Raw genomic sequence first — 25795 nt, 5'->3', positions numbered from 1 at the left:
ACACCGAAGGAAGCTTGTGCTGAAATTTATTTTCTGGTCGCTGGTTGCCATCAATGCCGCGCTGTTCGCGTACGGCAGGGGCTATCTCGGCCATTTCAGCGGCAACGAGCGCGAGCCGCAACGCCTGCTCAACCAGCTCAACGCCGGCAAGCTGGCCATCGTCTCGGCGGAAAAGGCCAACAGCGCATCCGCCGCGACTGCCGCAGCGGCCAGCGCCGCCGCCAGCGCCGCCGCCAAGGACGCGCCGGAAGCGCAGGCCTGCCTGGAGATCGGCAGCTTCCTGATCGCCGACGCGCGCCGTTTTGAAACCCAGCTGGCGCCGCTGAACCTGGGCGACCGCCAGTCGCGCCACAACCTGCCGGGCACGGAAGTATCGAGCTATATCGTGCATATGCCGCCGCAGGGCAGCAAGGAAGGCGCCGACAAGAAGGCCGCCGAACTGCGCGCGCTGGGCGTCACCAATTACTTCATCATGTCCGACAATTCGCCGCTGCGCTGGGCGATCTCGCTGGGCGTGTTCAAGACGGAAAGCGCCGCGCAGAACCAGCTGGCGGCGTTGATGAAACAGGGCGTGCGCACCGCGCGCATCACGCCGCGCATGAGCGGCAGCAAGCTGCTGGCCTTCCAGTTCCGCGACGTCGACGGTGCGCTGAAGGCCAAACTGGAACAGATCCGCGGCGGATTCCCGAACACGGAAACCCACGCCTGCAAATAGACTCTAGCGCTGGACCACGATCGGTTTCAGGCTCAGTGACGACGGCAGTCCTTGCGCCGCCTGCAGCGCTTCCTGGCGCGTGCTGAACGGCCCGGTGAACAGGCGGTGCACCGAGCCGCTCTGCACTACCTCCAATCCATTCAAGCCGCTGCCGGCCAGCTTGTTGCGTATCGCATCGGCGTTCTCGGCGCGCGAATAGGCGCCCAGCTGCAGGTAGAAGCCGCCCTTGGCGCTGCCGCCGCTGCTGGCGGCCAGCACATTTTCGTCCACCGGCGCGCGGTCGGCCAGCATCAATGCTTCGATTGCCGGCGCGGCGGCCGGCTGCCCGCTGGTCGTTGCGGTTGCCGGCACGGCCTTCGGCGTCAACACCAGCGGCTGGGTCAACGACATCGACGGCGTCAGCATCAACGGCGAGCCGGAGCCGTTGTTGCCCAAGCCGCCGCCGGATGCCTGCCGCGACGGCGATTGCGATTGCAGGCGTGGCGACACCGTGCCCGATACGCCGGCGCGCGTGGCAAGCATGCGGTCCACCTCATCCGGCAGGATGCGTTCGATCTGCAGTTCGTGGCTGCCCTTGCCCAGCAAGCCCAGTTTCAACGCCGCCGTGTACGACACGTCGATCGCGCGGTTGGCGTGGAACGGGCCGCGATCGTTGATGCGCACGACGACCACGGCGCCGCTCACCAGGTTGGTCAGGCGCGCATAGGATGGAATCGGCAGCGTCGGATGTGCGGCCGTCATCTTGTACATGTCGTAGATTTCTCCGGACGAAGTGCGCTGGCCATGGAATTTCTTACCGTACCAGCTGCCCACGCCGATCTGCGTGAACGGCTGGTTGTCGGTGATCGGCGTGTAGGTCTTGCCGAAGACTACGTACGGACGATTGGAGCGCGGCAGCAGCGGATCGTTGCGCACGTCGGCGTCCGGCACGTCGGCCAGGTTGGGCGGCGGCGCGTCGCCCGGACCATCGTCCTGGTAATAGCCGCCGCGCCCCGAGTTGGCGGGCGGCAGCTCGGGCAGGCCGGAGGAAGGCTTGGTGGTGGACGGCGACTTGATCACCGGCCCGCCGGTGCGCGGCGTCTTGGAAACCGGTTCGTTGACGGTCGGCGCGGTGCCGCAGCCGGCCAGCGCCAGCATCGCCAGCGCGGCGAAGCAAAACAGGATACGGCTTCGGTTTATACGCATGATGTTACGCACGATGTTATGCATAATGTCGTCCTCATGGTTTTTTCCGCACTGGCGCGGCCGGAGCGGCCGGCACCGGTGCGGCGGGAGTCGCGGGCGCCGGCGTAGGCGTAGGCGTAGGCGCAGCAGGCTGCGTCGGCGCCTGCCGCTCGAACTCGGCGGCCGCCGCCTGCTCTTCCAGCGTCAGCCCTTCGACCGGCAGCACCGTCTCCGCGTCTTCCTTGGGCACCTTGGTGGTGTCCTTCTCCGCCGGGCGCTTGCCCAGCAGGTAGTAGTCCAGCGCCTTGCGCGCGATCGGCGCCGCTTCCGCGCCGCCCTTGCCGGCGTTTTCCACCACCAGCGCGATCGCGATCCGCGGCTTGTCGGCCGGCGCGAACGCTGTGAACAGGGCATTGTCGCGCAGGCGCTCGGCCAGCTTCGCGGCGTTGTACTTCTCGCCGGATTTGATGGTGATCACTTGCGCGGTGCCGGTCTTGCCACCCACGGTGTAGCCCGCGCCGCTGAAGGCGCGGAATCCGGTGCCGCCGGCCTCGGTGGTCACGCCGACCATTGCGTTCTTGATAAAATCGATATTCTCCTGCTTCAGCGGAATGCGATAGCTTTCCCTCGGCACCGTCAGCTGTCGCGCGCGCGTGGCGCTGTCTTCGACGATCTTGACCAGGTGCGGTTTCATCACCACGCCGTCGTTGGCCAGGTTGGCCACCGCGTGCGCGATCTGCAGCGGCGTGTAGGCGTTGTAGCCCGAGCCGTTGCTGACCGAAATGGTATCACCACCCACCCACTTTCCTGCCGCACCCTTGAAACGCTTGCGCTTCCAGTCCTGCGACGGCAGCACGCCGGTCTTCTCGTTTTCCAGGTCGATGCCGGTCTGCTGGCCGAAACCGAAAGGCTTCATGAAATCGTGGATGGCGTCGATGCCCATGTCGTGGCCCAGCGCGTAGTAATAGGTATTGCAGGACACGATGATGGACTTGCGCATGTCGACCGAACCATGGCCGCCGACCACGTCGTCGTTGAACTTGTGGCCGCCGAGGTAGTAGTAGCCGGGATCGGAGGTGACGTCGCCGGGCCGGCGCTTGCCCAGCTCCAGCGCGGCCAGCGCCATGAAGGGCTTGAAGGTGGAACCCGGCGCATAGGTGCCGGACAGCGGACGGTTGACCATCGGCCGGTCCAGCGAGGTATTGAGCTCGTTCCAGCTTTGCGCGTCGATGCCGTCGACGAACAGGTTGGGATCGTAGCCGGGACGCGAAACATAGGCCAGGATATCGCCGGTCGAAGGCTCGATCGCCACCAGCGCGCCGCGCCGCTCGCCGAACGCCTCCTCGACCACCTTCTGCAGTTCGATGTCGATCGACAGGATCAGGTTACTGCCCGCCACCGCCGGCGTGCGCGACAGCGTGCGGATCGCCGCGCCGCCCGCCGTTTTCTCCACTTCCTCGTAGCCGGTTACGCCGTGCAGCTGCTTCTCGTAGCTTTTCTCCAGCCCTTCCTTGCCGATATGATCGGTGCCCCGGTAGTTGGCCGCATCGTCGGTATCCTCGATGGCCTTGGCCTCGGAGCGGCTGACGCGGCCGATGAAGCCGATCACGTGCGACGCGGTTTCGCCCAGCGGATACTGGCGGAACAGGCGCGCCTGCACCTCGACACCGGGGAAGCGGAAGCGCTGCGCAGAGAAGCGCGCCACCTCCTCGTCGGTCAGGCGGGTGCGCAGCGGCACGCTCTCGAAGCCCTTGGAATCTTCCAGCAGCTTCTTGAAGCGCTTGCGGTCCTTGGTCTCTACCGTCACCAGCTCGGACAGGGCGTCGATGGTTTCGTCCAGCGTGTTGGTCAGCTTGGCCGGGGTGATCTCCAGCGTGAAGGCCGAGTAATTGCGCGCCAGGACCACGCCGTTGCGGTCCAAAATCAGGCCGCGGTTCGGCACCACAGGCACGATGGCGATGCGGTTCTCCTCCGCCTTGACGGCGAAGTCGCTGTGCTTGATCACCTGCAGCCAGATGAAGCGCGCCAGCAGCAGGCCGAAACAGACAAACACCAACGCCCCCAGCACGTTGACGCGGGTGCGGAATTCGCTCAGTTCGCGTTCGGTATCCTTAATCTCCATCATGCCGTCGCGCCCCATGCCGGCATGGCGGCGCCACTGCGGATGCCGCGGCTGTGGCGTTGTATGCTCATCAGGATGCCGCCGCCCAGCCCCAGCGTCATCAGCGCGGTGCCGCCGTAGCTCATGAACGGCAGCGGCACGCCGACCACCGGCACGATGCCGCTGACCATGCCCATGTTGACGAAGGCGTAGGTGAAGTAAATCATCGTGATGGCGCCGGCCAGCAGGCGGGTGAAGAAGGTCGGCGCGTTCACCGCGATCTTCAGGCCGCGCGCGATCAGCAGCAGGTACAACACCAGCAGCACCAGGTTGCCGGTCAGGCCGAATTCCTCCGAGAAGACGGCGAAGATGAAGTCGGTGGTGCGCTCGGGGATGAACTCCAAATGCGCCTGCGTGCCATGGGTCCAGCCCTTGCCGCCGACGCCGCCCGAGCCGATGGCGATCATCGACTGGATGATGTGGAAGCCCTTGCCCAGCGGGTCGTGATAGGGATCGATCAGCGTCAGCACGCGGTCGCGCTGGTAGTCATGCATCACGGCCCACAGCAGCGGCAGTCCGGCGCAGACTGCGGCGCCCAGCGCCGCCATCGCCTTCCACGACAGGCCGCCGAGGAAGATCACGCAGGCGCCGGCGGCCACCACCAGCATCGCCGTGCCGAGGTCCGGCTGGCGCGCGATCAGCCCGACGGGGATCGCCAGCAGCAGCGCGGCGACGGCATACGACTGCCAGCGCAATTGCCCCTGCTGGCCCTGGAAGTACCACGCCAGCATCAGCGGCATGGCGATCTTCATGAATTCGGAAGGCTGGATCTGGAACCCCACGTTCAGCCAGCGCCGCGAACCGCCCTTGACGACACCGAACAGCGCCACCCCGAGCAGCAGGATCACGCCCAGCGTGTAGGCCGGCACGGCGAGCCGCATCATCGCCTGCGGCGACATGTTCGCCACCGCCCACATCACCAGGAAGGCCATGCAGATATTGCGCAGCTGGTCCGTCACCTTGCCCGGAATGGCGATGCCGGCCGAGTACAGCGTGACCAGCCCGACCGACAGCAGCATCAGCATGATGACGGCCAACTGGGCATCGAACACCATCACATGGAGCCGCGCGCGCTGCCACAGCGAGCGGCCGTCCTGGATGCGCATCAGGTCTGCACCAGCTTGCGGTGGCGCTGAATGCTCATCAGGATGCCGGCGCCCAGGCCCAGCGTCAGCAGCGCGGTGCCGCCGTAGCTCATGAACGGCAACGGCACGCCAACCACCGGCAGGATGCCGCTGACCATGCCCATGTTGACGAAGGCGTAGGTGAAGTAAATCATCGTGATGGCGCCCGCCAGCAGGCGGGTGAAGAAGGTCGGCGCGTTGCCGGCGATGACCAGGCCGCGGCCGATCAGCAGCAGGTACAGCACCATCAGCACCAGGTTGCCGGTCAGGCCGAATTCTTCAGAGAACACGGCGAAGATGAAGTCGGTGGTGCGCTCGGGGATGAACTCCAGGTGCGCCTGCGTGCCGTGGGTCCAGCCCTTGCCGGTGATGCCGCCCGAACCGACCGCGATGGTCGACTGGATGATGTGGAAGCCTTTGCCCAGCGGGTCCGAGGTGGGGTCGATCAGCGTCATCACGCGTTCGCGCTGGTAATCGTGCATCACCGACCAGATCACCGGCAGGCTGGCGGCGCCGGCGACGAACAGCACCATCAGCGCCTTCCAGGCCAGGCCGGCCAGGAAGATCACGCAGAAGCCGGCGGCCACCACCAGCAGCGCGGTGCCGAGGTCCGGCTGCTTGACGATCAGGCCGACGGGAATCGCCAGCAGCACGGCGGCGATCACATAGTGCTGCCAGCGCAGCTGGCCGGCGCGCTGCTGGAAGAACCACGCCAGCATCAGCGGCATGGCGATCTTCATGAATTCGGACGGCTGGATATCGACGCCGACGTGCAGCCAGCGCCGCGCACCGAGTTTGATGGTGCCGAACAGCGCCACGCCCACCAGCAACGCCACCGCCACCACATAGGCCGGCACCGCGATCCGCATCATCATCTGCGGCGTGACGTTGGCCACGACCCACATCACGATGAAGGCCAGTACGATATTGCGCAGCTGGTCTTCCACCTTGCCGGGTATGCCGATACCGGCCGAGTACAAGGTGACCAGGCCGACCGACAACAGCGCCATGATGATCAGCGCGAGCGGTATGTCGAAGACGGCAAAGTACGGTCGAAGGCGGCGCCACAGGGAACGCCTTTCGTTGATGCGCATGCTGATCCTTTATTCCTTGTTGCCCGGCGTTTCGGCGCCCGGCTTCTTGTCGTCAGGGACGCCCTGCTCGGCCTGGATGTCCTGCACCGAACGCAGTTCCGCGTCCTCTTTCGGCACGCGCGTGGTTTCTTTTTCGTTCGGGCGCTTGCCCAGCAGGTAGTAGTCGAGCGCCTTGCGCACGATGGGCGCGGCCACGCCGGCGCCGAAGCCGCCGTTTTCCACCACCACCGCGATCGCGATGCGCGGCTTGTCGGCCGGCGCGAAGGCGGTGTAGAGCGCGTTGTCGCGCAGGCGCTCGGCGATCAGGTTGGCGTTGTACTTCTCGTTCTTCTTGATCGCCACCAGCTGCGCGGTGCCGGTCTTGCCGCCCGAGGTGTAGCCGGCGCCGGCGAACGCGCGCGCCGCCGTACCGCCGGTGGTCACGCCGACCATGGCGTTCTTGATGACGTCGATGTTTTCCTGCTTGAGCGCGATGCGATAGCTTTCCTTGGGCACCGTCAGCTTGCGCGCGCGGGAGACGCTGTCCTCGATGATCTTGACCAGGTGCGGCTTCATCACGATGCCGTTGTTGGCCAGGTTCGACACCGCGTGCGCCATCTGCAGCGGCGTGTAGTTGTTGTAGCCGTTGCCGATGGCGATGGAAATGGTGTCGCCGCCTACCCACTTCTGCGCGGCGGGATTTTTCTTGAAGCGGTTGCGCTTCCATTCCTTCGACGGCAGCACGCCCTGCTTCTCGTGTTCCAGGTCGATGCCGGTGATCTGGCCGAAGCCGAACGGCTTCATGAAATCGCTGATGGCGTCGATGCCCAGCTCGTTGCCGAGGATGTAGTAGTAGGTGTCGCAGGATTCGACGATGGACTTGTACATGTCCACCGTGCCGTGGCCGCCCGGCTTATCGTCGCGGAACTTGTGGCCGCCCAGCGTGAACGAACCCGGATCGAAAATCGTCTGGCCCGGCGTACGCTTGCCCGACTCCAGCGCGGCTAGCGCCATGAAGGGCTTGAAGGTAGAGCCGGGCGGATAGGTGCCGGACAACGGCCGGTTCACCATCGGCTTGTCCAGCGAGGTATTGAGCTCGTTCCAGCTTTGCGCGTCGATGCCGTCGACGAACAGGTTGGGGTCGTAGCCGGGACGCGAGACGTAGGCCAGGATGTCGCCCGTCTCCGGCTCGATCGCCACCAGTGCGCCGCGCCATTCGCCGAAGGCTTCCTCGATGACCTTCTGCAGCTCGATGTCGATCGACAGTATCAGGTTGTTGCCCGGCGTGGCGGCGGTGCGCGACAGCGTGCGGATGGCGCGCCCGCCGGCCGACTTCTCCACTTCCTCGTAGCCGGTGATGCCGTGCAGCTGTTTCTCGTAGCTCTTTTCCAGGCCTTCCTTGCCGATATGATCGGTGCCGTTGTAGTTGGCGGCGTCCTCGGTGTCGGCGATGGCCTTGGCCTCGCTCTGGTTGATGCGGCCGATGAAGCCGATCACATGCGATGCGATCTCGCCCAGTGGATACTGGCGGAACAGGCGCGCCTGCACCTCCACGCCGGGAAAGCGGAAGCGTTGCGCGGAAAAGCGCGCCACTTCCTCGTCGGTCAGGCGGGTGCGCAGCGGCACGCTCTCGAAGCCCTTGGATTCCTCCAGCAGCTTCTTGAAGCGCTTGCGGTCCTTGAGCTCGACGGTGATGAGCTTGGACAGCTCGTCGATGGTTTCGTCCAGCGTGGCGCTCAGTTTGGACGGCGTGATCTCCAGCGTGAAGGCCGAGTAGTTGCGCGCCAGGACCACGCCGTTGCGGTCCAGGATCAGGCCCCGATTCGGCTCGATCGGCACGATGGCGATGCGGTTTTCCTCGGCCTGGGCGACGTAATCGCTATGCTTGTAGACCTGCAGCCAGATGAAGCGCGCCAGCAGCGCGCCGAAACACGCGAACACCACCACGCCCAGCACCGTCAGGCGCAGGCGGAACTGCTGCAGTTCGCGCTGGTTGTCCTTGAGCTCAGTCATACCCCTGCCCCGGCGTCAGATCGGCCGCGTGTGGTCGCGGTCGACCGCGCGCCGCTGCGGGGCAAGCAGCAGCCAGGTGGCCAGCGGCCACAGGGCCACGGCGATGGCGCTTTCGATGAAGTAGAACCAGCCAGGGAATTTGCCGGAGACGAAGAAGCGCACCAGCAGCTGCACCGACTGCGCCATCACCAGCAGCGGGAATACATGCATCGCCTGCGTCAGCAGCGGGAACCACAGCACGCGACGGTGCAGCATGATCGCGAAGTAGGACAGCAGCGTGTAGGCCAGCGCGTTCTCGCCCAGCAGCGTGGAATCGTGGACGTCCATCAGCAGGCCGAGGAAGAAGGCGGTGCCGATGCCGACCTTGCGCGGCTGGTGCACCCCCCAGAACACCAGCACCAGCGCCACGAAATCCGGCACGCCGATGAAGTTCCCCCAGGGGAGCAGGTTCAGTAAGAATGCGCAGAACAGGCTGAACGCGATGAACAGCGGACTGACCGGCAGCAGGATATAGTGCGGACGATTCATCGTGCCGGCTCCTTCGGTTTGGCGGCTGCGGGCGCGGGCTGGACGTTGGTCGCGGCCGGCGCGGCGGCAGGTGTCGTTGTTGGCGCCGCCGCGGGCGCCGTTGCAGGTGCGGTCGCGTCGGCGGCCGGCGCCGGCTTGGGCGCGGGCGGCGGCATCACCGGCATCAGGCCGGGCGCCGCGTTGTTCGCGGGCGCGGCGGCGGGAGCCGGTGCCGGATCGACGCCCTCTTTCGGCGCCTCCTTGATCGGCGCCATCTTGTTGTTGTGCTTCTTGAGCGCGCGCTGCTCCTCCTCAGGCGGACGCGGAGGCATGTCCGGCGCCGACATCAGTATCAGCAGCTGCGTGTTGTTCGAGATGCCGCCCAGCGGCTGGCAGACCACACCGCCGAACGAGCCGGCCGCGCTGTTCTCCACCTGCGTCACGCGCGCCACCGCCAGGCCGGCGGGATAGACGCCGTCCAGGCCCGAGGTGACGACGATGTCGCCGACCTGGATGTCCGCGTTCGGCGCCGTGAAGCGCAGCTCCAGCGCGCCGGACTTGCCGCGGCCGAAGGCCACGCTGCGCAAGCCGTTGCGCAGCAACTGCACCGGCACCGCCTGCTCCTTGTCGGTCAGCAGCGTCACTTCGGAGGTGAACGGGAATACCCGCGTGACCTGTCCGACCACGCCCTGGTTGTCGATCACCGGCAGGCCGAGCGAGACGCCCTGCTGGGTGCCGCGGTCGAGGATGATCTTGCGGCTGTTGGCGTCGCGCGCGTCGTACAGGATTTCAGCCAGCATCGACTTGACGGGCAAATGCTCGCGCGCGTCCATCAGCTTGCGCAGCTGGCCGTTTTCCGCGGACTGGAGCTGCGCCTGCTGCAACACCAGCGCGCCGGCGATCTGCTGGCGTTTGAGCTCGCGCACCTGCTTTTCCAGCGAGGACAGCGTGGAGAAATAATCGCCGACGCCGTAGATGGCGTCGCGCGGCAGCAAGGCTGCCATTTGCAGCGGATACAGCACGGTACCCGCGACCTGGCGCACGGTATTCAAGGTGCGCATGCGTGAATCGACCAGCAGCAGTGCAATCGATATGCACGCGAACACCGTCATCTTGACCCGGGCGGAGGCGCCTTGCTTGAAAAGTGGCGGAGGACTGTATTCCATGACTTCCAATAATCCGGCGCTCGCGCGCCAACGAGTGTCAGCTCAGCACTAAGCATCGGGGCCGCTGATTCGCGGCCCCGTCTTTGTCAGATCATTCGTAGGAGAAGATCGAGCCCAGTTGGTCCATCCGCTCCAGCGCCATGCCGGAGCCGCGCACCACGCATGTGAGCGGATCTTCCGCCACCAGCACCGGCAAGCCGGTTTCCTCCATCAGCAGACGATCCAGGTCGCGCAACAGCGCGCCGCCGCCCGTCAGCATCATGCCTTTTTCCGCAATGTCGGCGCCCAGTTCCGGCGGCGTCTGTTCCAGCGCGTTCTTCACGGCCGAAACGATGTTGTTGAGCGGGTCGGTCAGCGCTTCGAGGATCTCGTTGGACGAAATCGTGAACGAGCGCGGGATGCCTTCGGACAGGTTGCGGCCCTTGACTTCCATTTCCTTCACTTCCGAACCCGGGAAGGCCGAACCGATGGCCTTCTTGATCGCCTCGGCGGTCTGCTCGCCGATCAGCATGCCGTAGTTGCGGCGGATGTAGTTGACGATCGCCTCGTCGAACTTGTCGCCGCCGACGCGCACCGAGCCTTTATAGACCATGCCGCCCAGCGAGATGATGCCCACCTCGGTGGTGCCGCCGCCGATGTCGACCACCATCGAGCCGGTGGCATCGGAGACCGGCAGGCCGGCGCCGATCGCCGCCGCCATCGGCTCTTCGATCAGGTAGACCTGCGAGGCGCCGGCGCCGAGCGCCGATTCGCGGATCGCGCGGCGCTCGACCTGGGTCGAGCCGCACGGCACGCAGATGATGATGCGCGGCGAAGGACGGAAGAATTTGGAGTCGTGCACCATGCGGATGAACTGCTTGAGCATCTGCTCGGTGACGGTGAAGTCGGCGATCACGCCGTCTTTCATCGGGCGGATCGCCTCGATGTTGCCTGGGACCTTGCCCAGCATCTGTTTCGCTTCTTTACCGACTGCCTGGATCGTCTTCTTGCCGTTAGGGCCGCCTTCCTGGCGGATCGCGACAACCGAAGGTTCGTCAAGAACGATGCCCTGGCCGCGTACGTAAATCAGAGTGTTGGCCGTGCCCAAGTCGATGGCCAGATCGGTGGAAATATACCTGCGTAAAAAACCAAACATGTGTGTCCTGTGGCGCTACTGGTGTGCGCGTAAGCCGTTAGAAAGAAATCCTGTCGTGACGCGGCGGCAGCAATGATTCAGCGCCGTCAACGCATCAACCCGCCATTCTACCTTATAATTTGAATGCGATTTGCCGAAAATCCAGCCAAAAGTGTATCGGTTGAGGTCGCAAGTTAGCCGGAAATCATCAACTTTTGCCAGCGAATAGGCAGAATATCCAGTTTTTTATCATTACAACAACTAAACCTAGCGCGGCCCGTCCGCGCCATCCGCCATGTCCCTGACCCTATCCGACGTAACCCGCATCGCCAAACTGGCCCAACTTGAGATGAGCGAGCAGCAAAGCGCCACGGCGCTGGACCAGCTGAATGGCATTTTTGCGCTGGCCGAACAGATGCAGGCGGTCGACACCGACGGCGTCGCCCCGCTGAGCCATCCGCTGGCGGCGCACATGAACAACATCGCCCTGCGCCTGCGCGAAGACGCGGCCACCGAAGCGAACCGCCGCGAAGACTACCAGGCCGTCGCGCCCAAGACCCAGGACGGCTTGTACCTGGTGCCGAAAGTGATCGAATAAGGACCGCCTGTCCTGAATCCTTCCCGATCACCGAATCTGAATTGAAACGCCATGCACACCAAAACCATTAAAGAGCTGTCCGCGCTACTGCAAAGCAAAGCCATCACCGCCACCGAGCTGGCGACGCACTTCCTCGACCGTATCGAAAAGAGCGACCTGAACGCCTTCCTGCACGTGGACCGCGCGCTGACCCTGGCGCAGGCCGCCGAGGCGGACGCCCGCATCGCCGCCGGCACCGCCACGCCGCTGACCGGCGTGCCGATCGCCCACAAGGACATCTTCGTCACCCGCGACTGGCGCTCGACCGCCGGCTCGAAAATGCTGGCCAACTACGTCAGCCCGTTCGACGCCACCGTGGTGGAGAAATTCCGCGCGGCCGGCATGGTCACCTTGGGCAAACTCAATTGCGACGAATTCGCGATGGGCTCGGCCAATGAAAACTCGGCCTTCGGCCCGGTCAGGAATCCATGGGATAAAAGCGCCGTGCCCGGCGGCTCGTCGGGCGGTTCCGCCGCCGCCATCGCCGCGCGCCTGTCGCCGGCCGTCACCGGCACCGACACCGGCGGCTCGATCCGCCAGCCGGCCGCGTTCTGCGGCATCACCGGCATCAAGCCGACCTACGGCCGCGTGTCGCGCTTCGGCATGATCGCCTTCGCCTCGTCGCTGGACCAGGGCGGCCCGATGGCGCAAACCGCCGAAGACTGCGCGCTGCTGCTGAACGCGATGGCCGGCTTCGACGAGCGCGATTCGACTTCGCTGACGCCTGAAATGGGCGGCATCGACGAAGACTACACGCGCGAACTGGGCCAGCCGCTGACGGGCCTGCGCATCGGCGTGCCGAAGGAGTACTTCGGCGAAGGCCTGTCCGCCGATGTCGAGCAAGCCGTGCGCGCCGCGCTGGCCAAGTACGTCGAGATGGGCGCGACCTTGGTGGACATTTCGCTGCCGAACACCGCGCTGTCGATCCCGGCCTACTACATGATCGCGCCGGCCGAAGCCTCGTCCAACCTGTCGCGCTTCGACGGCGTGCGCTACGGCCACCGCGCCGCGGAATACAAGGACCTGTCGGACATGTACCGCAAGACCCGCGCCGAAGGCTTCGGCGCCGAGGTCAAGCGCCGCATCATGGTTGGCACCTATGTGCTGTGCCACGGCTACTACGACGCCTACTACCTGAAGGCGCAAAAGATCCGCCGCCTGATCGCGCAGGATTTCGAAGCGGTGCTGAACGGCCCGAACGCCGTCTGCGACGTCATCATGGGACCGGTCGCGCCGACCGTGGCCTGGGACCTGGGCGACAAGTCCGACGACCCGGTCGCCGCCTACCTGGCCGACATCTACACGCTGTCGACCAGCCTGGCCGGCCTGCCCGGCATGTCGATCCCGGTCGGCTTCGGCAACAAGAATCGTCCGGTGGGCCTGCAGATCATCGGCAAGCACTTTGGTGAAGCCAAGCTGCTCAACGTCGCCCACCAGTACCAGCTGGCGACCGACTGGCACACCCGCGCTCCGGCCGGCATCTAACCCACAGAACAAATAGCGAGAATCATATGGAATGGGAAGTCGTCATCGGTCTTGAGAACCACGTGCAGCTCACGACCGAATCTAAAATTTTCAGCGGATCGCCGATCAAGTTCGGCGCCGAACCGAACACCCAGGCCAGCCCCGTGGACCTGGCGCTGCCCGGCGTGCTGCCGGTGATGAACAAGCAGGCGGTGGACCGCGCGATCCGCTTTGGCCTGGCCGTGGGCGCGAAGATCGCGCCGGCGTCCATCTTCGCCCGCAAGAACTACTTCTATCCGGACCTGCCCAAGGGCTACCAGATCAGCCAGTTCGAAGACCCGGTGGTCATCGGCGGCTCGCTGACGTTCGGCTTCGAGAAGGATGGCGAATTCGTCACCAAGACCGTCAACCTGACGCGCGCCCATCTGGAAGAAGACGCTGGCAAATCGCTGCACGAAGACTATGCCGGCATGAGCGGCATCGACTTGAACCGCGCCGGCACGCCGCTGCTGGAGATCGTCTCCGAGCCGGAAATCCGCAGCGCCGCCGAAGCGGTGGCCTATGCCAAGGCGCTGCACTCGCTGGTGATGTGGCTGGGCGTCTGCGACGGCAACATGCAGGAAGGCTCGTTCCGCTGCGACGTCAATGTCTCCGTGCGACCGAAGGGCCAGAAGGAATTCGGCACCCGCTGCGAGATCAAGAACCTGAACTCGTTCCGCTTCATCGAGGAAGCCGTGCACGTCGAAGTGCGCCGCCAGATCGAACTGATCGAAGACGGCGGCAAGGTGGTGCAGGCGACCCGCCTGTACGATCCGGACCGCAAGGAAACGCGCGAAATGCGCAGCAAGGAAGACGCGCAGGACTACCGCTACTTCCCCGACCCGGACCTGCCACCGCTGGTCATTTCCGACGAGTGGATCGCGAAGGTCAAAGCCTCGATGCCGGAACTGCCGGCCGCGATGCGCGCACGCTTCGTCAGCGAATACGCGCTGCCGGAATATGACTCGCTGGTGCTGACCGCGTCGAAGGCGATGGCGACCTACTTCGTCGCCGTGGTGGAAAAGGCCGGCAAGGAAAACGCCAAGGCCGCCGCCAACTGGCTGATGGGCGACGTCTCGTCGACCCTGAACCGCGAAGGCGTCGATCTGGATCAGTCGCCGGTATCGGCGGCCCAGCTGGCGGCGCTGCTGAAGCGCATCGCCGACGGCACGATTTCCAACAAGGCGGCGAAAGAAGTCTTCGCCGGCATGTGGGAAGCCAAGTCGAGCGACGAGAACCTGGTGGACACCATCATCGAAGCCAAGGGCCTGAAGCAGATCTCCGACACCGGCGCGCTGGAAGCGATCGTCAACGACGTCATCGCCGCCAACGAAAAATCGGTGGAGCAGTACCGCGCGGGCAAAGAGGCGGCGCTCAACTCGCTGATCGGCCAGGCGATGAAGGCCTCGCGCGGCAAGGCCAACCCGGCGCAGCTGACCGAGCTGCTGAAGGCCAAGCTGGCCGGCTAAGAAAAAAAGGACGCTACGGCGTCCTTTTTTTTCGACGAACCAAACATCTCCCTGACGCCAATGAACCGATATCTCTATGCAACAGCTTCTTGATGTATTGGCCCCTGAATACGGTTCCAGATAGGGGTATGGGCATCACCGAAAACGATGCTCTTGATGCCGCCAGAAAGCGGGATATCGATATCGAATGCGCCGCTCAAGCCGGGCCGGGTCAGCGCCATCACGACCCGTACCTGCATTACGCTTTCGGCTCTATGCAGGTCCACCCGTTCGACTACCATGGCACTATGAAATAGCAGTCCCTTGATGCTGCAGAATGCACTGCCGTCCTTTTCAATTTGCCCCAAAGAAAGGAATCTGACATCCTGCACTTCAGCAATTTTTTCCTCTTTCATACGACCTCCTTCCACAATCATTGTAGGCCCGAAATCCTAGCTTTGCTGCGGCTTTTTTCTCGTGCTTGACCCGTCCTGGAATAGGTTGACACTTTTGAGGAGTGTCACATGGACCATAGGGAAAGCCGGACGCAGTCCGATTACACGTTGGCTTTTAAACTGTCGGTAGCGAGGCAAGTCGAAAAGGGCGAACTGACCTACAAGCAAGCTCAGAGGTGCTACGGTATCCAAGGCCGCTCCACGGTTTTAACTTGGTTGCGTAAGCATGGAAGCCAGGATTGGAGTAGGCTGGGAGCATTTCCCCAAGCCCCATATGTGACAGGCATGCCGTCAACTGGACAATACTCTATCCAGCTATGTCCAAGAAATTGGTCAACGCCTGTATTCGAAAAAATTTTCAGTATCCCAGCCATACTAACAATTTACGTGGCCTGGTCTGCCGGACTTTAAGCGCCATCAATGGGAGTTTTGAGGCCGTGACAAAGCGCGTGTTTTTGTCGCCGGCAAAACTGCTATGCTGCTGGTCCGGCCACCACATGAGACAACACCGCAATGACCGACACGAGAATACGCCTGGCAGTTCCCGAGGATGCAGCCGCCATCGCCGCGATGGCGGTGGCGCTGACGGAGGAAATATCCGGGCGCCTGGGCGTGAAGACCTTTAACCTGGAACCGCAGAAGACCGCCAGCTTGTGCCATATGCTGCTGCGCGAGGAAAAATACCTCGCGCTGGTGGCGATCGCGGAAGACCAGGCGATCGGCTTTGTCGGCATCTCCGAAGGCCGCGCCTTGTACGCCGAGGGCGCGCTGGCGACGATGCAGGAATTCTATGTCGCCCCGCCGTTCCGTGCCAACGGCGTCGGCACCCTGCTGCTCAACGCGGCCGCCGAGCTGGCGCGCAAGCGCCGCTGGAACCGGCTGGAAGTCTGCACGCCGCCGCTGCCGGAGTTCGACCGCAGCTTGACTTTCTACGAACGCCACGGCTTCGAGATCACCGGCGGCCGCAAACTCAAACGCCTGTTCACATCCACCGAGTAGATCATGCGGATTCTTGCCTGCATTCTGCCCCTCTTCATGCTTGGCGCCTGCGGTGAGGAGGCACTGCTGCAAAAATTCTCATCGCCGGAGATACAGGCAACAGCAATCGCCTACCTCGACCAGTTGCGCGCGCATGACTTCACCTCCATCGAAAAAGCCGCAGACCCGTCCATCAGCAACGCGGAACTCCATGGCGAACTGGAAAAGATGGCGGCGCTGCTGCCGGCCAAGATGCCGACATCTGTCAAACTGGTGGGGTCGCAGACAATGCGCGCAGATGGCGCAACGACGGTCAACTCAACCTTTGAATACAACTTCGATGGCACATGGATGATCGCCAGCGTCGCGGTTCGCGAGAAGAACGGGGTCAGCACGATCGCGGGAATGAGTGTGTATCCGCTGCGGCAATCGCTGGAATCGTTGAACCGATTTACGCTGTCAGGCAAGAGCGCGATTCAATACACGGTTCTCGCGGCATCGCTCATCGCGGTGCTCGTAACGTTGTACGCGCTGGTGGCCTGTATCCGCACCAGACTCTCGGGCCGGAAATGGCCATGGATCCTGTTCATCCTGGCGGGATTTGGAAAAATCGCGGTCAATTGGACCACCGGCGCCTGGGAGATGGCGCCGCTCACCGTTCAGCTTTTCAGCGCGTCGGCGGCGGCGCAAATCTACGGTCCCTGGATAGTGTCTGCCTCGATTCCCGTCGGCGCCATTTGCTTCCTGCTGCGTCGGGAAAAACTGCGCGTCCCGGCTGGCTGAGTACTTGCAGGCGCCTTGCCATCAGCTCGCTGGAAGGCATCGTGGCGGACCTCAACGACGCAGTCCAATCGCCGTAGTAGTACTCTCTACTCCAGCAGCGCCGCGATGGCCAGCGGCGTGCTGCTGGTGACGACCTGCCCACCATCCGGCTGCATGCTGAATCGGTAGGCGAAGATACGGAAGCCGATCACGACGTCGCCGCTGAACGCCGGCCCCTCTTTGGCCGCCAGCGCCACCGCCGCCCCATCTGCGCCCTGGTATCGAACCGTCGCCGCATCGTTCCTCGGATACGAAAACTGCACCCCGGCGCAGCTCTTGCCTGCCGCCTCGCCCGAGTAGCGCAGATACGCCAGCAACTGGTCGCAGGCGGTGTGCAAATCCGCCACGGCATAGACGCCGTCCGGCCGCGTCACGATCGACACCCAAGCGCCGGACTTCAATTGGCCCGCCTTGCGGTTCAGCGTCAGCTCCGCGTTGTCGTCATAGGCGGCCTTGGAGAACGGGAACACGGCACGGCCCAAGGCATCCAGCGTCAAGGCCGTTTGCGTGCTCCTGCCCTTGAGCGTCAGCCGCAATCCCTCCATGGGCACGCTCTTGTCGCGCGGACGAATGCGGAAGTGGTTCTGCAGGAACTGCTTGGGCTTGCCGTACTTCTCAAACCAGATCATCTGCCGGTACGCCGTGCGGTAGTCGATCCAGTCCGACTCCTCCTGCGCGCAGGCGAGCGATGGCAGCAAGGCAAGGCTGAGCAGGAGGAGCCTGAGCATATGGCGCTTAAAACCGGTACGCCAGTCCGCTGGACCAGGTGATGAAGTTGCGGCGCTCGACGATGGGACTTCCGGCAGGCGTCGTGCCCAGGCGCGTGCCCGTCACGGAGCTGTTGATCAGCCACTTGCTGCTCAACTCCCAGTTCCAGTTGACGCCCGCGCTCATCGCCATCACTCCTCCGGAGGGCCGATAATCGCGCACGCCGCCGCTGGCGGTGCTCACTTCATACAGTTCGCGCGCCACCGGGTCGCTGGCCAACGACACCCCGGCCGACAGCGACACCGTATGATGTGGCGCCAGCGACGACCAGCTCTTCTGCATACCAAGCTGCCCCTTGAAGCCGTGCGCACTGGTGTCGTAGACCGCACTGGAAAGGATGCGCGCGTTATCGCCCAGGTAGTAGTTATAAAAGCCGCCCACGTCCGGCGATCCCTTGACCGGATGCGTGCCGCGCAGGCGGCGGCTTTCGCCCGGATCGCGCGAATTACTGTCGACCAGCAGAGGACCATATTCGACGCCGGCGGTTTCCGACAGATGCATGCCCGCCACGCCGGTGGCCGACACGAAGATGCCATTGCTCCACTGGACCTGCAGCAGCGGCCGCAGCGACACCGGCCGGTCCTCGCCTGCAGCCACCGCGGTCCGCGTGGCGACGCCTATCCCCACATACATGTCCCGGCTCCCGTCGGGCATCATCAGCCCGGCGGTGTTCTCGGCCAGCGCCGGTCCGCATGCGGCCAGCAGGAAAAATAACGGGGATAGCTTGTTCATGTATTCCTTAAAAGCCGAAGCGCAGGCCCAGCGCGAATCGATCCATCGTCGAGGTCAAGCCTTCGTGTTTCAGTTTGTCCGTATGTTCCAGTTCCAGCTGCACCGCAACGTCCTTGCCCACCAGGTAGGATGCCCCCACGCTCAGGTACGCGCCGGTCTGGCGCGTCGTGGCGCCGGCCGGCGCATCCTTGCCGCTGATGTCCAGCACCATGCACCCCTGCGCCACGCCGACCTTGGCGAACAGCGACCAGTCCTCGTTCAGCTGCCAGGCTCCCCTGGCAGCCAGGTAGGCGGCGCTGTTGCGGGCCTTCAGCTGGTAGCCGGGAGCGAGATCGAAGCTGGTCGAACCGATGCTGCCGCGATAGCCGCCCTCCAGCGCCCAATTCTGCGACAACACATAGCCTGCAAACAACCCGGCCGGCGTGGCCTTGCTGCCTGCGTCGCGTTCCGTGGTGGCGCCGTTGTCGGTGAACTTGATATGGCCGTTCGCCGACGGACTCAGATTGGCGCCGATGTAAAAGTCTTCGGCCTGCGCCAGCGGGCTTGCGAAGAGAATGGCGATAGCAGTACACAAAAATTTGTTCATGTTCAGATTCCGGGTTGAAGTAGGAGCCTCCAATGTAAAGAGCCCCGCCTTCGAAATCCGCCTCGATCTGTCGCTGAATTGTCCTCAATTTGTAGGCGTCATTTGTATAAAAAGTGTACGAATCTGTACCGGATTGTCGAAATTGCCACTTCCACTCCGCACTCCACTACAATACCGCTCAAATTGGAGGCCCGATGCAGCGTGTGATGCTGGTGGAAGACGATGCGCGGCTCGCCGCGCTGGTCAAGGAATACCTGGACGAATTCGACTACGAGGTCGACGTGGTGACTCGCGGCGACCTCGCGCTGGAGCGCTTCCGCGCCACCCGGCCGGACATGGTGATCCTCGACCTGACGCTGCCCGGCGTCGACGGCCTGGTGGTGTGCCGCCAGCTACGCCAGCTCAGCGCCGTGCCCATCCTGATCCTGACGGCGCGCGAAGACAGCTTCGACGAAGTCTCCGGCCTCGAACAGGGCGCGGACGACTACGTCAACAAACCGATCCAGCCACGCGTGCTGCTGGCCCGCCTGCGCGCGCTGCAACGGCGCGGCGCGGCTGCGACAGGCAGCGACATCGTCATCGGCCAGTTGCGCATCTCGCGCGAGAACCGCGCCGTCTTCTGGCGCGGGCAGGAGGTGGCGATGAACAGCACGGAATTCAAACTGTTCCTGATCCTGGCCGACGCCTCGGGCAAGGTCATGTCGCGCAACGACATCCTGGTGCGGATGCGCGGCATCGAATTCGACGGCCTCGATCGCAGCATCGACAACTGCATCTCGCGCCTGCGCCGCAAATTCAACGACGGCGGCCCGGAGCGCATCAAGACCGTATGGGGCGAAGGCTACCTGTTCAGTCCTTCGGCCTGGGAATGAACCGGCTTTTCCGGCATTTCGCAGTACTGGTGCTGCTGGCCATCACGCTGGCCAGCGGCGTCATTTACTTCACCTTCAGCCGCTTGTTCGGCGACCCGCTGGAGCAGATCGCGCGCCGCCAGTCCGCCGGCCAGATCTTCCTGTTGGAGCAGTACATCGACAAGGCGCCCGCCGACGAATGGCTGCCGCGCCTGAACAAGGTGCGTGAAGTGTCCGAGGCCACGCTGGAGCTGCAGCCCTTGCAGGCCACGCTGTCCGCGCTGCCTGCCGACAAACGCGCCCCGCTGCTGCAGGGCGCGGTGGTGATGGACGTCGGCGGCAAGGCGTTCTACCGCCGGGTCGACACCAACGGCGCGCGCTACATCGGCAGCGACGGCGATGTGATCCACGCGCAGAATCTGCCCATCGATATCGGCCAGGCGCTGGGCATGGAGGCGATACGCTTCGGCGTGATCGCGCTGTTCCTGCTGGTGCCGATAGGATGGTGGACGCGCGCGCATGGACGCGGCCTGGCGGCGCTGTCGCGCGTGGCCGATGATTTCGGCCAGGGCAACCTGACGGCGCGGGCGCAGGTCAGGCCGGCATCGAGCATCGCACCGCTGGCGGGCCGCATCAACGAAATGGCCGAGCGCATAGGCTTGCTGCTGGAGGCGCGCAAGCATCTGCTGCATTCGGTATCGCACGAGCTACGCACGCCGATAGCGCGACTGGAGTTCGGCATGGAGCTGCTGCGCGATCGGCATGCGATCGACAACCCGGATATGCGGCGCCGCATCGACGCGATGGACGTGGATATCGACGAGCTCAAGTCGCTGGTCAACGAGCTGCTCGACCTGACGCAGCTCGATCATGCGCAGGCGATGCCACGTCAGCCGTTCGCGCTGGCGCCGCTGCTGCAAGCCTGCATGCCGGCGCCGGAATCCGCTGCGCAATTCAGCGCCAGCATCGCCGGCGACCTGGGCGAACTGCATGGCGACGCCCGGCTGCTGGCGCGCGCCATCAACAACCTGCTTGGCAACGCCGCCAAGTACGCCGTTTGCAGTATCGTCCTATCCGCCGCCCGCGATGAAGACCGTATCCACATCATCATCGAAGACGACGGCCCCGGCGTCCCTGCCGCTGAGCGCGAGCGCGTGTTCGAGCCCTTCTACCGCCTGGCCCGCGAACAGGATCATGCCGCCGCCGGCCATGGCCTGGGCCTGGCGATCGCCGCCAGGGCCATCGCGCTGCACGGCGGCTCCATCGCCATCGACGACTCGCCACTGGGCGGCGCCCGCTTCACCATCACAATCTAGACATAGATGTCTACATTGCACAACGCCTTACAGCAGGCCTGCAAATTAAAGTATACATTTTTGTCTAGACAGACTAATCTACAAATACTTTAGCAAGCCGACAAGAGAACGCCATGACCATTCCGAAACCGACCGCCGCCGAACTCGATCTGCTGCAAGCCCTGTGGCCGCTCGGCTCGGCCACCGCCAAGCAGGTGCACGAAGCCATGCTGGAAGAGAAGCCGGACCTGGCCTACGGCACCGTGCTGCGGCTGATGCAGATCATGCACACCAAGGGCATCCTGATCCGCGACGAGAGCCAGCGCTCGCACATCTATGCGCCGGCGCAGGCGCAGGACGCGCTGCAGACCAACCTGCTGAAGGATCTGATGCAGAAGGCCTTCGCCGGATCGGCCAAGGCGCTGGTGCTGGCGGCGCTGCGCTCGGGCATCTCCAAAAAGGAGCGCGAGGAGATCGAGAAGATACTCAAGGAAGAAAAGAAATGAGCGCCTTCATCTTCGCCCTCGGGCTGACGCTGGTGCACTTCCTGTGGCAAGGCTTGCTGCTGGGCTGCGCCACCGCCGTCGCGCTGACGCTGCTGCGTAACAGCCGCGCCGAATACCGCTACCTGGCCGCCTGCTCGGCGCTGCTGGCCTGCCTGTGCTGGCCGGCCATCGAACTGTATCGTCGCCTGAACGGCGACGCCGCCGGCGGCATCATCGATATCAACGTGATCCATCTCGCCGCGCAAACCATCGTCGGCGACGGCACGCCGTTCGACCTGCGCGACTCGGTGCGTGACATCGTCAGCCTGTGGGCGCTGTGCGCCGCCGTGCTGGCGCTGCGCATGATCCTCGGCCTGCTGTGGATAAACCACGCCGCGGAGCAATGCGACTGCCGGCACCGCGACCAGCAACTGCGCTGGGAAGCCAGCCTGCGGCGCCTGGCCGCGCGCTTCGGCGTGACACGCGCCATACGGCTGCGCATCGTCGACGGCATCGCCAGCCCGATCACCGCCGGCTGGTGGCGCCCGGTGGTGCTGCTGCCGGCGGCTCTGGTGGCCGGCATGCCGCCCGATTTGCTGGAGGCGCTGCTGGCGCACGAAATGGCGCACATCCAGCGCCACGATTACCTGGTCAACCTGCTGCAGAACGTGATCGAAACGCTGCTGTTCTACCACCCGGCCGTCTGGTGGATCTCGAACCGCATCCGCATCGAACGCGAACTGATTGCAGACGATTTCGCAGCAAGGCAGCTCGGCGAACCGCGGCGTCTGGCGCTTGCACTCTCAGAACTGGAGCGACTCCAGTTCTCCACTCACCACCTGGCCCAAGCGGCCAATGGAGGAAATTTGATGGACCGTATTCAACGACTGTGCCGCCCTGCCCCGCAGGCCCTGAACTGGAAGGCCGCGATTCCGATGCTGGGATTGGCGCTGGCCTGCATGTCGATCTACGCCGAGGCCACGGCCGCCGACAAGGCCTCGGCGAAGAGGGTGCAAGCCATGGCCGACTTCGAGCACTGCGCCAAGCCGGCCTGGCCTGAAGGCGCGATCGCCAGGCAGGAAAGCGGTGCCGTGACGCTGGGCTTCCTGGTCGGCGCCGACGGCACGCTGAAAGATTCGAAGGTCAAGAAATCCAGCGGCCACGCCGATCTGGACGAGGCGGCGCGCAGCGGCATCTTCAAATGCAAGTTCAAGCCGGCCACTCAGGCCGGCAAGCCGGTCCAGTCATGGATGCAGATGCAGTACGTCTGGGTGCTGGAGTAAACAGGAAAGGCGCCCGGCCGGCGGCGAAGGTCAGGCCGGGCGCAGCGCCATCCAGTCCAGGATGTCGGCAAAGATCTGCTCGCGATTGAGCTCGTTGAAATTCTCGTGATAGTTTTGCGGATGCCGCTGATACGTCAGCAGCGCCGCCGGCACCGACTTCAGCATCGCCTGCGCCGCGTCGGCATCTGCCAGCTTGTCGTCGCCTGCCACCACGGCGAAAAGCGGATGCTTCCATGCCGGCATGCGCGCCGCCAGTCCCTGCTGGGCCGCCGTCAGCGCATTGCCGAAGCGGACCGTGATTTCGGTGGCACGGATGCCGTCGCGTTCATCGTCATGATGGCGGGCGGTGATGACGCTGTCGTGCGTCAGCATATCGGTCAGCGGCGCCAGCGGCACCTTCATGCGCGGCGCCAGAGCGCCCAGCACGCCGGCCAGCGCCAGCAGCACCGGCGACACCTTGATCGCGTTGACGTAGTACGGCGACGACAGGACGAAGCCCTTGATGGCGGCGTCGCCGGCAAAGTGCCCCAGGCCCAGGTGGGTGGCGATCAGCGCGCCCATCGAATGGCCCATGACATAGATCGGCACGCCGGGATACTGCTGCTTGACCCAAGCCAGGAAGGCCACGCTGTCGTCGAGGAAGACGTGGAAGCCGGGGACGTCGACCCGGCGCGCGTCCTGGTGGCCGCACAGGTCGTAGGCCACGGTGGCGATGCCGTGGCTGCGGAAATACAGCGCCGGCGTGACGTAGTCGCCCGCATGCGCCATGCCGCCGTGGATCGCCAGGATCACCGCGCGCGGGGCTGCGCCCTGCGGTTCCCAGATGTGGACGCGGCGCTCGGCCTGTGGGCCGGCGCGGAAGCTGGCCAGACGGTCTTCGGAAAAGCGCATCAGGCGGTGATGCTGAGCGTGATGCCCATGCCGGTCAGCAGCGTCAGGTCGGCCAGCGTGAAGTCCAGACTGGGCGTGGCCTCGCCGCGCTCGGTGGTGAACGAGATGCGCAGCTCGGCGGCCACGTCGGAACGCTCGAAATGGATGCCGCGCGCCTGGCATTCGGCCAGGTAGTGACGGATCTGCTTGAGCAGCGCATCCGGATCCATGTCGGTGCCGACGGCCACGTAAAAGCCGGAATCGATGCGAACGCGCCCGTCCGGCTTCACGTCGCCCTTTTTCCAATCGCTGTCCGGCTCGGTCGGCAGACCGTCGCGTATATCGTCCAGTCCCTCGTCGTCGCCGTGCACCTTCAGTGTTGCGATGTTCATGGATTAGCCTTTTTTGTCTCCGGGTACCTCAAAGAAGGTTACACCATAGAAATATCAAAGTCTAGCAATATAGCTTTTTATGCAATTCCGTAGCGGGTGCGATACGCGGCCACCGCGTCCTTGTACTGTAGCAGTTGCGGATCGGCGCCGGCGCCGTTCAGATAGCTGAACAGGTCGTCCAGGTTGCCGATCGAAATCACCGGGATGTTGTAGGTCTTGGCCACTTCCTGCACCGCCGAATTGGGCGACAGCGCGCCGTCCTTGCCGGAGCGTTCCATGCGGTCCAGCGCGATCAGCACGGCGCACGGTTCGGCGCCGGCGGCGCGTATCATGTCCACCGATTCGCGCACCGAGGTGCCGGCCGAGATCACGTCGTCGATGATGACCACCTTGCCCTGCAGCTTGGCGCCGACGATGGTGCCGCCTTCGCCGTGGTCCTTGGCTTCCTTGCGGTTGAAGGCGAACGAGGTGTTGCGGCCCTTGCCCGCCAGCGCCACTGCCGTGGCCGACGCCAGGGTGATGCCCTTGTAGGCCGGGCCGAACAGCATGTCGAACTCGACGCCGGAATCGAGCAGCGTTTGCGCGTAGAACTGCGCCAGCTGCGCCAGCGTGGCGCCGTCATGGAACAGGCCGGCGTTGAAGAAGTACGGCGACTGGCGGCCGGCCTTGGTGGTGAACTCGCCGAAGCGCAAGACACCGGTCTGGACCGAAAACGCGATAAATTCCTGGCGCAGGTTATTCACTGAATTAGTCATGTTGGCTCATTTCTTTAAAGTGCCGGTATTTTAACGCTACACTAACGCATTCCAAAATTTACGCCGCTCCCTTATGCCAAAAATCATCTCCGCCAACCTGAACGGCATCCGCTCCGCCTCGACCAAGGGCTTTTTCAAATGGATGGCCACGCAGGACGCCGATTTCGTCTGCGTCCAGGAATTGAAGGCGCAAGCGCCGGACATGACGCCGGAATTCCTCAACCCGGGCGGCTATCACGGCCACTTCCACTATGCCGAGAAAAAAGGCTATTCCGGCACCGGCGTCTACAGCAAGATCGAACCGGACCGCGTGGTCATCGGCTTCGGCGCGCCGGAGTTCGACGCCGAGGGCCGCTATGTGCGTTGCGATTTCGGCAACCTGACGGTGATCTCGGTGTACTGCCCGTCCGGTTCGTCCGGCCCGGAGCGCCAGGAAGCCAAGTTCCGCTTCATGGACCTGTTCATGCCGCACCTGCAGCAGTTGCACGCCGAGGGCCGCGAAGTGGTCATCTGCGGCGACTGGAACATCGCCCACAAGGAAATCGACCTGAAGAACTGGAAGGGCAACAAGAAGAATTCCGGCTTCCTGCCCGAGGAACGCGAGTGGATGACCCGCGTCTTCGACGAAGTCGGCTTTGTCGACGTGCACCGCGGCCTCGACCCGCGCGAAGAGCAGTACACCTGGTGGAGCAACCGCGGCCAGGCCTATGCCAAGAACGTGGGCTGGCGCATCGATTACCACGTCGCCACCCCGGGCATCGCCGCCAAGGCCACCAGCGTGGCCATCTACAAGGATGAAAAATTCTCCGATCACGCGCCGCTGACCATCATCTACGGATGATTTGTTGTAGGCAAACAAAAAAACTGCGGCGATAGGAATTTCCTAAAGGTAAATAGG

Annotated in this window: 26 protein-coding genes and 1 pseudogene; 12 read left to right on the top strand and 15 right to left on the bottom strand. The window is 64.0% G+C overall.

The genetic code is table 11. From position 1 onward, the window contains the following. Positions 1-16 precede the first annotated feature (16 nt). Positions 17-715 (top strand): SPOR domain-containing protein, encoded by a 699-nt coding sequence (locus ACSQ3S_RS05760; RefSeq protein WP_436141823.1) that lies wholly within the window; start codon positions 17-19, stop codon positions 713-715. 3 nt (positions 716-718) lie between these two features. Here the strand turns inward: ACSQ3S_RS05760 and ACSQ3S_RS05755 are convergent, their stop codons facing one another. The 8 genes from ACSQ3S_RS05755 to ACSQ3S_RS05720 form a co-directional block, all read right to left on the bottom strand. Continuing rightward, positions 719-1900 (bottom strand): septal ring lytic transglycosylase RlpA family protein, encoded by a 1182-nt coding sequence (locus ACSQ3S_RS05755; protein WP_436141822.1) that lies wholly within the window; start codon positions 1898-1900, stop codon positions 719-721. A gap of 34 nt (positions 1901-1934) precedes the next feature. Further along, positions 1935-4004, bottom strand: coding sequence for a penicillin-binding protein 2 (gene mrdA / locus ACSQ3S_RS05750; protein WP_436141821.1), 2070 nt, complete (start codon positions 4002-4004; stop codon positions 1935-1937). Then, positions 4001-5146, bottom strand: a complete 1146-nt coding sequence (gene rodA / locus ACSQ3S_RS05745; RefSeq protein ID WP_436141820.1) for a rod shape-determining protein RodA — start codon at positions 5144-5146, stop codon at positions 4001-4003. Before rodA (ACSQ3S_RS05745) ends, mrdA (ACSQ3S_RS05750) begins: the two co-directional genes overlap by 4 nt. Continuing rightward, a complete protein-coding gene (gene rodA / locus ACSQ3S_RS05740) occupies positions 5146-6258 on the bottom strand; it encodes a rod shape-determining protein RodA (protein ID WP_436141819.1) in 1113 nt (370 codons plus the stop codon). Before rodA (ACSQ3S_RS05740) ends, rodA (ACSQ3S_RS05745) begins: the two co-directional genes overlap by 1 nt. A 9-nt stretch (positions 6259-6267) precedes the next feature. Then, the gene (mrdA, locus tag ACSQ3S_RS05735; protein ID WP_176654855.1) at positions 6268-8250 is read right to left on the bottom strand and encodes a penicillin-binding protein 2; all 1983 of its coding nucleotides are present in this window, start codon (positions 8248-8250) and stop codon (positions 6268-6270) included. Between the two features lie 15 nt (positions 8251-8265). Further along, positions 8266-8778, bottom strand: a complete 513-nt coding sequence (gene mreD / locus ACSQ3S_RS05730; RefSeq protein ID WP_176654856.1) for a rod shape-determining protein MreD — start codon at positions 8776-8778, stop codon at positions 8266-8268. Next, the gene (gene mreC / locus ACSQ3S_RS05725; protein WP_436141818.1) at positions 8775-9923 is read right to left on the bottom strand and encodes a rod shape-determining protein MreC; all 1149 of its coding nucleotides are present in this window, start codon (positions 9921-9923) and stop codon (positions 8775-8777) included. Before mreC ends, mreD begins: the two co-directional genes overlap by 4 nt. A 91-nt stretch (positions 9924-10014) precedes the next feature. Then, positions 10015-11058: a rod shape-determining protein gene (locus ACSQ3S_RS05720; RefSeq protein ID WP_008445008.1), complete on the bottom strand. Its 1044-nt coding sequence runs from the start codon at positions 11056-11058 to the stop codon at positions 10015-10017. Between the two features lie 274 nt (positions 11059-11332). On the opposite strand from ACSQ3S_RS05720, the gene gatC reads away from it, so the two are divergent. The 3 genes from gatC to gatB are packed head-to-tail and all read left to right on the top strand — an operon-like array spanning position 11333 to position 14646. Beyond that, on the top strand, positions 11333-11635 hold the full coding sequence (gene gatC, locus ACSQ3S_RS05715; RefSeq protein WP_176654858.1) for an Asp-tRNA(Asn)/Glu-tRNA(Gln) amidotransferase subunit GatC: 303 nt from the start codon (positions 11333-11335) through the stop codon (positions 11633-11635). A gap of 51 nt (positions 11636-11686) precedes the next feature. Next, entirely contained in the window at positions 11687-13159 is a 1473-nt protein-coding gene (gene gatA, locus ACSQ3S_RS05710) for an Asp-tRNA(Asn)/Glu-tRNA(Gln) amidotransferase subunit GatA (RefSeq protein WP_353399324.1), read from the top strand. Positions 13160-13185: 26 nt separating this feature from the next. Continuing rightward, positions 13186-14646 carry an Asp-tRNA(Asn)/Glu-tRNA(Gln) amidotransferase subunit GatB gene (gatB, locus tag ACSQ3S_RS05705; protein WP_353399321.1) on the top strand — a complete coding sequence of 487 codons (1461 nt, stop codon included), beginning with the start codon at positions 13186-13188 and terminating at the stop codon, positions 14644-14646. Between the two features lie 74 nt (positions 14647-14720). Here gatB and ACSQ3S_RS05700 read toward each other — a convergent pair whose 3' ends face one another. Further along, positions 14721-15041 carry a hypothetical protein gene (locus ACSQ3S_RS05700; protein ID WP_436141817.1) on the bottom strand — a complete coding sequence of 107 codons (321 nt, stop codon included), beginning with the start codon at positions 15039-15041 and terminating at the stop codon, positions 14721-14723. 108 nt (positions 15042-15149) lie between these two features. Here ACSQ3S_RS05700 and ACSQ3S_RS05695 point away from each other — a divergent pair. The 3 genes and pseudogenes from ACSQ3S_RS05695 to ACSQ3S_RS05685 all read left to right on the top strand — a co-directional run. Next, positions 15150-15329 (top strand): annotated as a pseudogene (locus ACSQ3S_RS05695) (IS3 family transposase); the annotation flags it as partial. A gap of 264 nt (positions 15330-15593) precedes the next feature. Further along, the gene (locus ACSQ3S_RS05690) at positions 15594-16079 is read left to right on the top strand and encodes a GNAT family N-acetyltransferase (protein WP_176654862.1); all 486 of its coding nucleotides are present in this window, start codon (positions 15594-15596) and stop codon (positions 16077-16079) included. Positions 16080-16082: 3 nt separating this feature from the next. Beyond that, on the top strand, positions 16083-16841 hold the full coding sequence (locus tag ACSQ3S_RS05685) for a hypothetical protein (RefSeq protein WP_176654863.1): 759 nt from the start codon (positions 16083-16085) through the stop codon (positions 16839-16841). Positions 16842-16927: 86 nt separating this feature from the next. Here ACSQ3S_RS05685 and ACSQ3S_RS05680 read toward each other — a convergent pair whose 3' ends face one another. The 3 genes from ACSQ3S_RS05680 to ACSQ3S_RS05670 are packed head-to-tail and all read right to left on the bottom strand — an operon-like array spanning position 16928 to position 18966. After that, on the bottom strand, positions 16928-17608 hold the full coding sequence (locus ACSQ3S_RS05680) for a hypothetical protein (protein ID WP_436141816.1): 681 nt from the start codon (positions 17606-17608) through the stop codon (positions 16928-16930). A 7-nt stretch (positions 17609-17615) separates the two neighbouring features. Next, positions 17616-18380 carry a MipA/OmpV family protein gene (locus ACSQ3S_RS05675; RefSeq protein ID WP_436141815.1) on the bottom strand — a complete coding sequence of 255 codons (765 nt, stop codon included), beginning with the start codon at positions 18378-18380 and terminating at the stop codon, positions 17616-17618. Between the two features lie 7 nt (positions 18381-18387). Further along, on the bottom strand, positions 18388-18966 hold the full coding sequence (locus ACSQ3S_RS05670; protein WP_436141814.1) for an outer membrane beta-barrel protein: 579 nt from the start codon (positions 18964-18966) through the stop codon (positions 18388-18390). Positions 18967-19160: 194 nt separating this feature from the next. Between ACSQ3S_RS05670 and ACSQ3S_RS05665 the strand changes: the two genes are divergently transcribed. The 4 genes from ACSQ3S_RS05665 (at position 19161) to ACSQ3S_RS05650 (ending at position 22880) form a co-directional block, all read left to right on the top strand. Beyond that, positions 19161-19838, top strand: a complete 678-nt coding sequence (locus tag ACSQ3S_RS05665) for a response regulator (RefSeq protein WP_436141813.1) — start codon at positions 19161-19163, stop codon at positions 19836-19838. Beyond that, on the top strand, positions 19835-21133 hold the full coding sequence (locus ACSQ3S_RS05660; protein ID WP_436141812.1) for an ATP-binding protein: 1299 nt from the start codon (positions 19835-19837) through the stop codon (positions 21131-21133). Before ACSQ3S_RS05665 ends, ACSQ3S_RS05660 begins: the two co-directional genes overlap by 4 nt. 113 nt (positions 21134-21246) lie before the next feature. Further along, positions 21247-21618, top strand: coding sequence for a BlaI/MecI/CopY family transcriptional regulator (locus ACSQ3S_RS05655; RefSeq protein ID WP_176654869.1), 372 nt, complete (start codon positions 21247-21249; stop codon positions 21616-21618). Then, positions 21615-22880, top strand: coding sequence for a TonB family protein (locus tag ACSQ3S_RS05650; RefSeq protein ID WP_436141811.1), 1266 nt, complete (start codon positions 21615-21617; stop codon positions 22878-22880). The genes ACSQ3S_RS05655 and ACSQ3S_RS05650 overlap by 4 nt, the downstream gene beginning before the upstream one ends. A gap of 30 nt (positions 22881-22910) precedes the next feature. On the opposite strand, the gene ACSQ3S_RS05645 is transcribed toward ACSQ3S_RS05650, so the two are convergent. The 3 genes from ACSQ3S_RS05645 to pyrE all read right to left on the bottom strand — a co-directional run bounded on the left by ACSQ3S_RS05645 (position 22911) and on the right by pyrE (position 24897). After that, positions 22911-23771 carry an alpha/beta fold hydrolase gene (locus tag ACSQ3S_RS05645; protein ID WP_436141810.1) on the bottom strand — a complete coding sequence of 287 codons (861 nt, stop codon included), beginning with the start codon at positions 23769-23771 and terminating at the stop codon, positions 22911-22913. After that, positions 23771-24142 (bottom strand): hypothetical protein, encoded by a 372-nt coding sequence (locus ACSQ3S_RS05640; protein ID WP_176654872.1) that lies wholly within the window; start codon positions 24140-24142, stop codon positions 23771-23773. Before ACSQ3S_RS05640 ends, ACSQ3S_RS05645 begins: the two co-directional genes overlap by 1 nt. A gap of 77 nt (positions 24143-24219) precedes the next feature. Next, a complete protein-coding gene (pyrE, locus tag ACSQ3S_RS05635; RefSeq protein WP_436141809.1) occupies positions 24220-24897 on the bottom strand; it encodes an orotate phosphoribosyltransferase in 678 nt (225 codons plus the stop codon). A gap of 73 nt (positions 24898-24970) precedes the next feature. On the opposite strand from pyrE, the gene ACSQ3S_RS05630 reads away from it, so the two are divergent. Next, positions 24971-25738, top strand: a complete 768-nt coding sequence (locus tag ACSQ3S_RS05630) for an exodeoxyribonuclease III (protein ID WP_436141808.1) — start codon at positions 24971-24973, stop codon at positions 25736-25738. Positions 25739-25795 lie beyond the last annotated feature (57 nt).

The sequence above is a fragment of the Duganella sp. LjRoot269 genome (assembly GCF_964254095.1).
Lineage (GTDB): Bacteria > Pseudomonadota > Gammaproteobacteria > Burkholderiales > Burkholderiaceae_D > Rugamonas > Rugamonas hordei.
The sequence above is the reverse complement of the archived record's forward strand: the minus strand, read 5'-3'. Positions and strand labels throughout refer to the sequence as shown.

Bases quoted from the DNA above. Each gene is read 5' to 3' on its own strand.
- ACSQ3S_RS05755 (WP_436141822.1), bottom strand. From the start codon at position 1,900: ATGCGTATAAACCGAAGCCGTATCCTGTTTTGCTTCGCCGCGCTGGCG.
- mrdA (WP_436141821.1), bottom strand. From the start codon at position 4,004: ATGATGGAGATTAAGGATACCGAACGCGAACTGAGCGAATTCCGCACC.
- rodA (WP_436141820.1), bottom strand. From the start codon at position 5,146: ATGCGCATCCAGGACGGCCGCTCGCTGTGGCAGCGCGCGCGGCTCCAT.
- rodA (WP_436141819.1), bottom strand. From the start codon at position 6,258: ATGCGCATCAACGAAAGGCGTTCCCTGTGGCGCCGCCTTCGACCGTAC.
- mrdA (WP_176654855.1), bottom strand. From the start codon at position 8,250: ATGACTGAGCTCAAGGACAACCAGCGCGAACTGCAGCAGTTCCGCCTG.
- mreD (WP_176654856.1), bottom strand. From the start codon at position 8,778: ATGAATCGTCCGCACTATATCCTGCTGCCGGTCAGTCCGCTGTTCATC.
- mreC (WP_436141818.1), bottom strand. From the start codon at position 9,923: ATGGAATACAGTCCTCCGCCACTTTTCAAGCAAGGCGCCTCCGCCCGG.
- ACSQ3S_RS05720 (WP_008445008.1), bottom strand. From the start codon at position 11,058: ATGTTTGGTTTTTTACGCAGGTATATTTCCACCGATCTGGCCATCGAC.
- gatC (WP_176654858.1), top strand. From the start codon at position 11,333: ATGTCCCTGACCCTATCCGACGTAACCCGCATCGCCAAACTGGCCCAA.
- gatA (WP_353399324.1), top strand. From the start codon at position 11,687: ATGCACACCAAAACCATTAAAGAGCTGTCCGCGCTACTGCAAAGCAAA.
- gatB (WP_353399321.1), top strand. From the start codon at position 13,186: ATGGAATGGGAAGTCGTCATCGGTCTTGAGAACCACGTGCAGCTCACG.
- ACSQ3S_RS05700 (WP_436141817.1), bottom strand. From the start codon at position 15,041: ATGAAAGAGGAAAAAATTGCTGAAGTGCAGGATGTCAGATTCCTTTCT.
- ACSQ3S_RS05690 (WP_176654862.1), top strand. From the start codon at position 15,594: ATGACCGACACGAGAATACGCCTGGCAGTTCCCGAGGATGCAGCCGCC.
- ACSQ3S_RS05685 (WP_176654863.1), top strand. From the start codon at position 16,083: ATGCGGATTCTTGCCTGCATTCTGCCCCTCTTCATGCTTGGCGCCTGC.
- ACSQ3S_RS05680 (WP_436141816.1), bottom strand. From the start codon at position 17,608: ATGCTCAGGCTCCTCCTGCTCAGCCTTGCCTTGCTGCCATCGCTCGCC.
- ACSQ3S_RS05675 (WP_436141815.1), bottom strand. From the start codon at position 18,380: ATGAACAAGCTATCCCCGTTATTTTTCCTGCTGGCCGCATGCGGACCG.
- ACSQ3S_RS05670 (WP_436141814.1), bottom strand. From the start codon at position 18,966: ATGAACAAATTTTTGTGTACTGCTATCGCCATTCTCTTCGCAAGCCCG.
- ACSQ3S_RS05665 (WP_436141813.1), top strand. From the start codon at position 19,161: ATGCAGCGTGTGATGCTGGTGGAAGACGATGCGCGGCTCGCCGCGCTG.
- ACSQ3S_RS05660 (WP_436141812.1), top strand. From the start codon at position 19,835: ATGAACCGGCTTTTCCGGCATTTCGCAGTACTGGTGCTGCTGGCCATC.
- ACSQ3S_RS05655 (WP_176654869.1), top strand. From the start codon at position 21,247: ATGACCATTCCGAAACCGACCGCCGCCGAACTCGATCTGCTGCAAGCC.
- ACSQ3S_RS05650 (WP_436141811.1), top strand. From the start codon at position 21,615: ATGAGCGCCTTCATCTTCGCCCTCGGGCTGACGCTGGTGCACTTCCTG.
- ACSQ3S_RS05645 (WP_436141810.1), bottom strand. From the start codon at position 23,771: ATGCGCTTTTCCGAAGACCGTCTGGCCAGCTTCCGCGCCGGCCCACAG.
- ACSQ3S_RS05640 (WP_176654872.1), bottom strand. From the start codon at position 24,142: ATGAACATCGCAACACTGAAGGTGCACGGCGACGACGAGGGACTGGAC.
- pyrE (WP_436141809.1), bottom strand. From the start codon at position 24,897: ATGACTAATTCAGTGAATAACCTGCGCCAGGAATTTATCGCGTTTTCG.
- ACSQ3S_RS05630 (WP_436141808.1), top strand. From the start codon at position 24,971: ATGCCAAAAATCATCTCCGCCAACCTGAACGGCATCCGCTCCGCCTCG.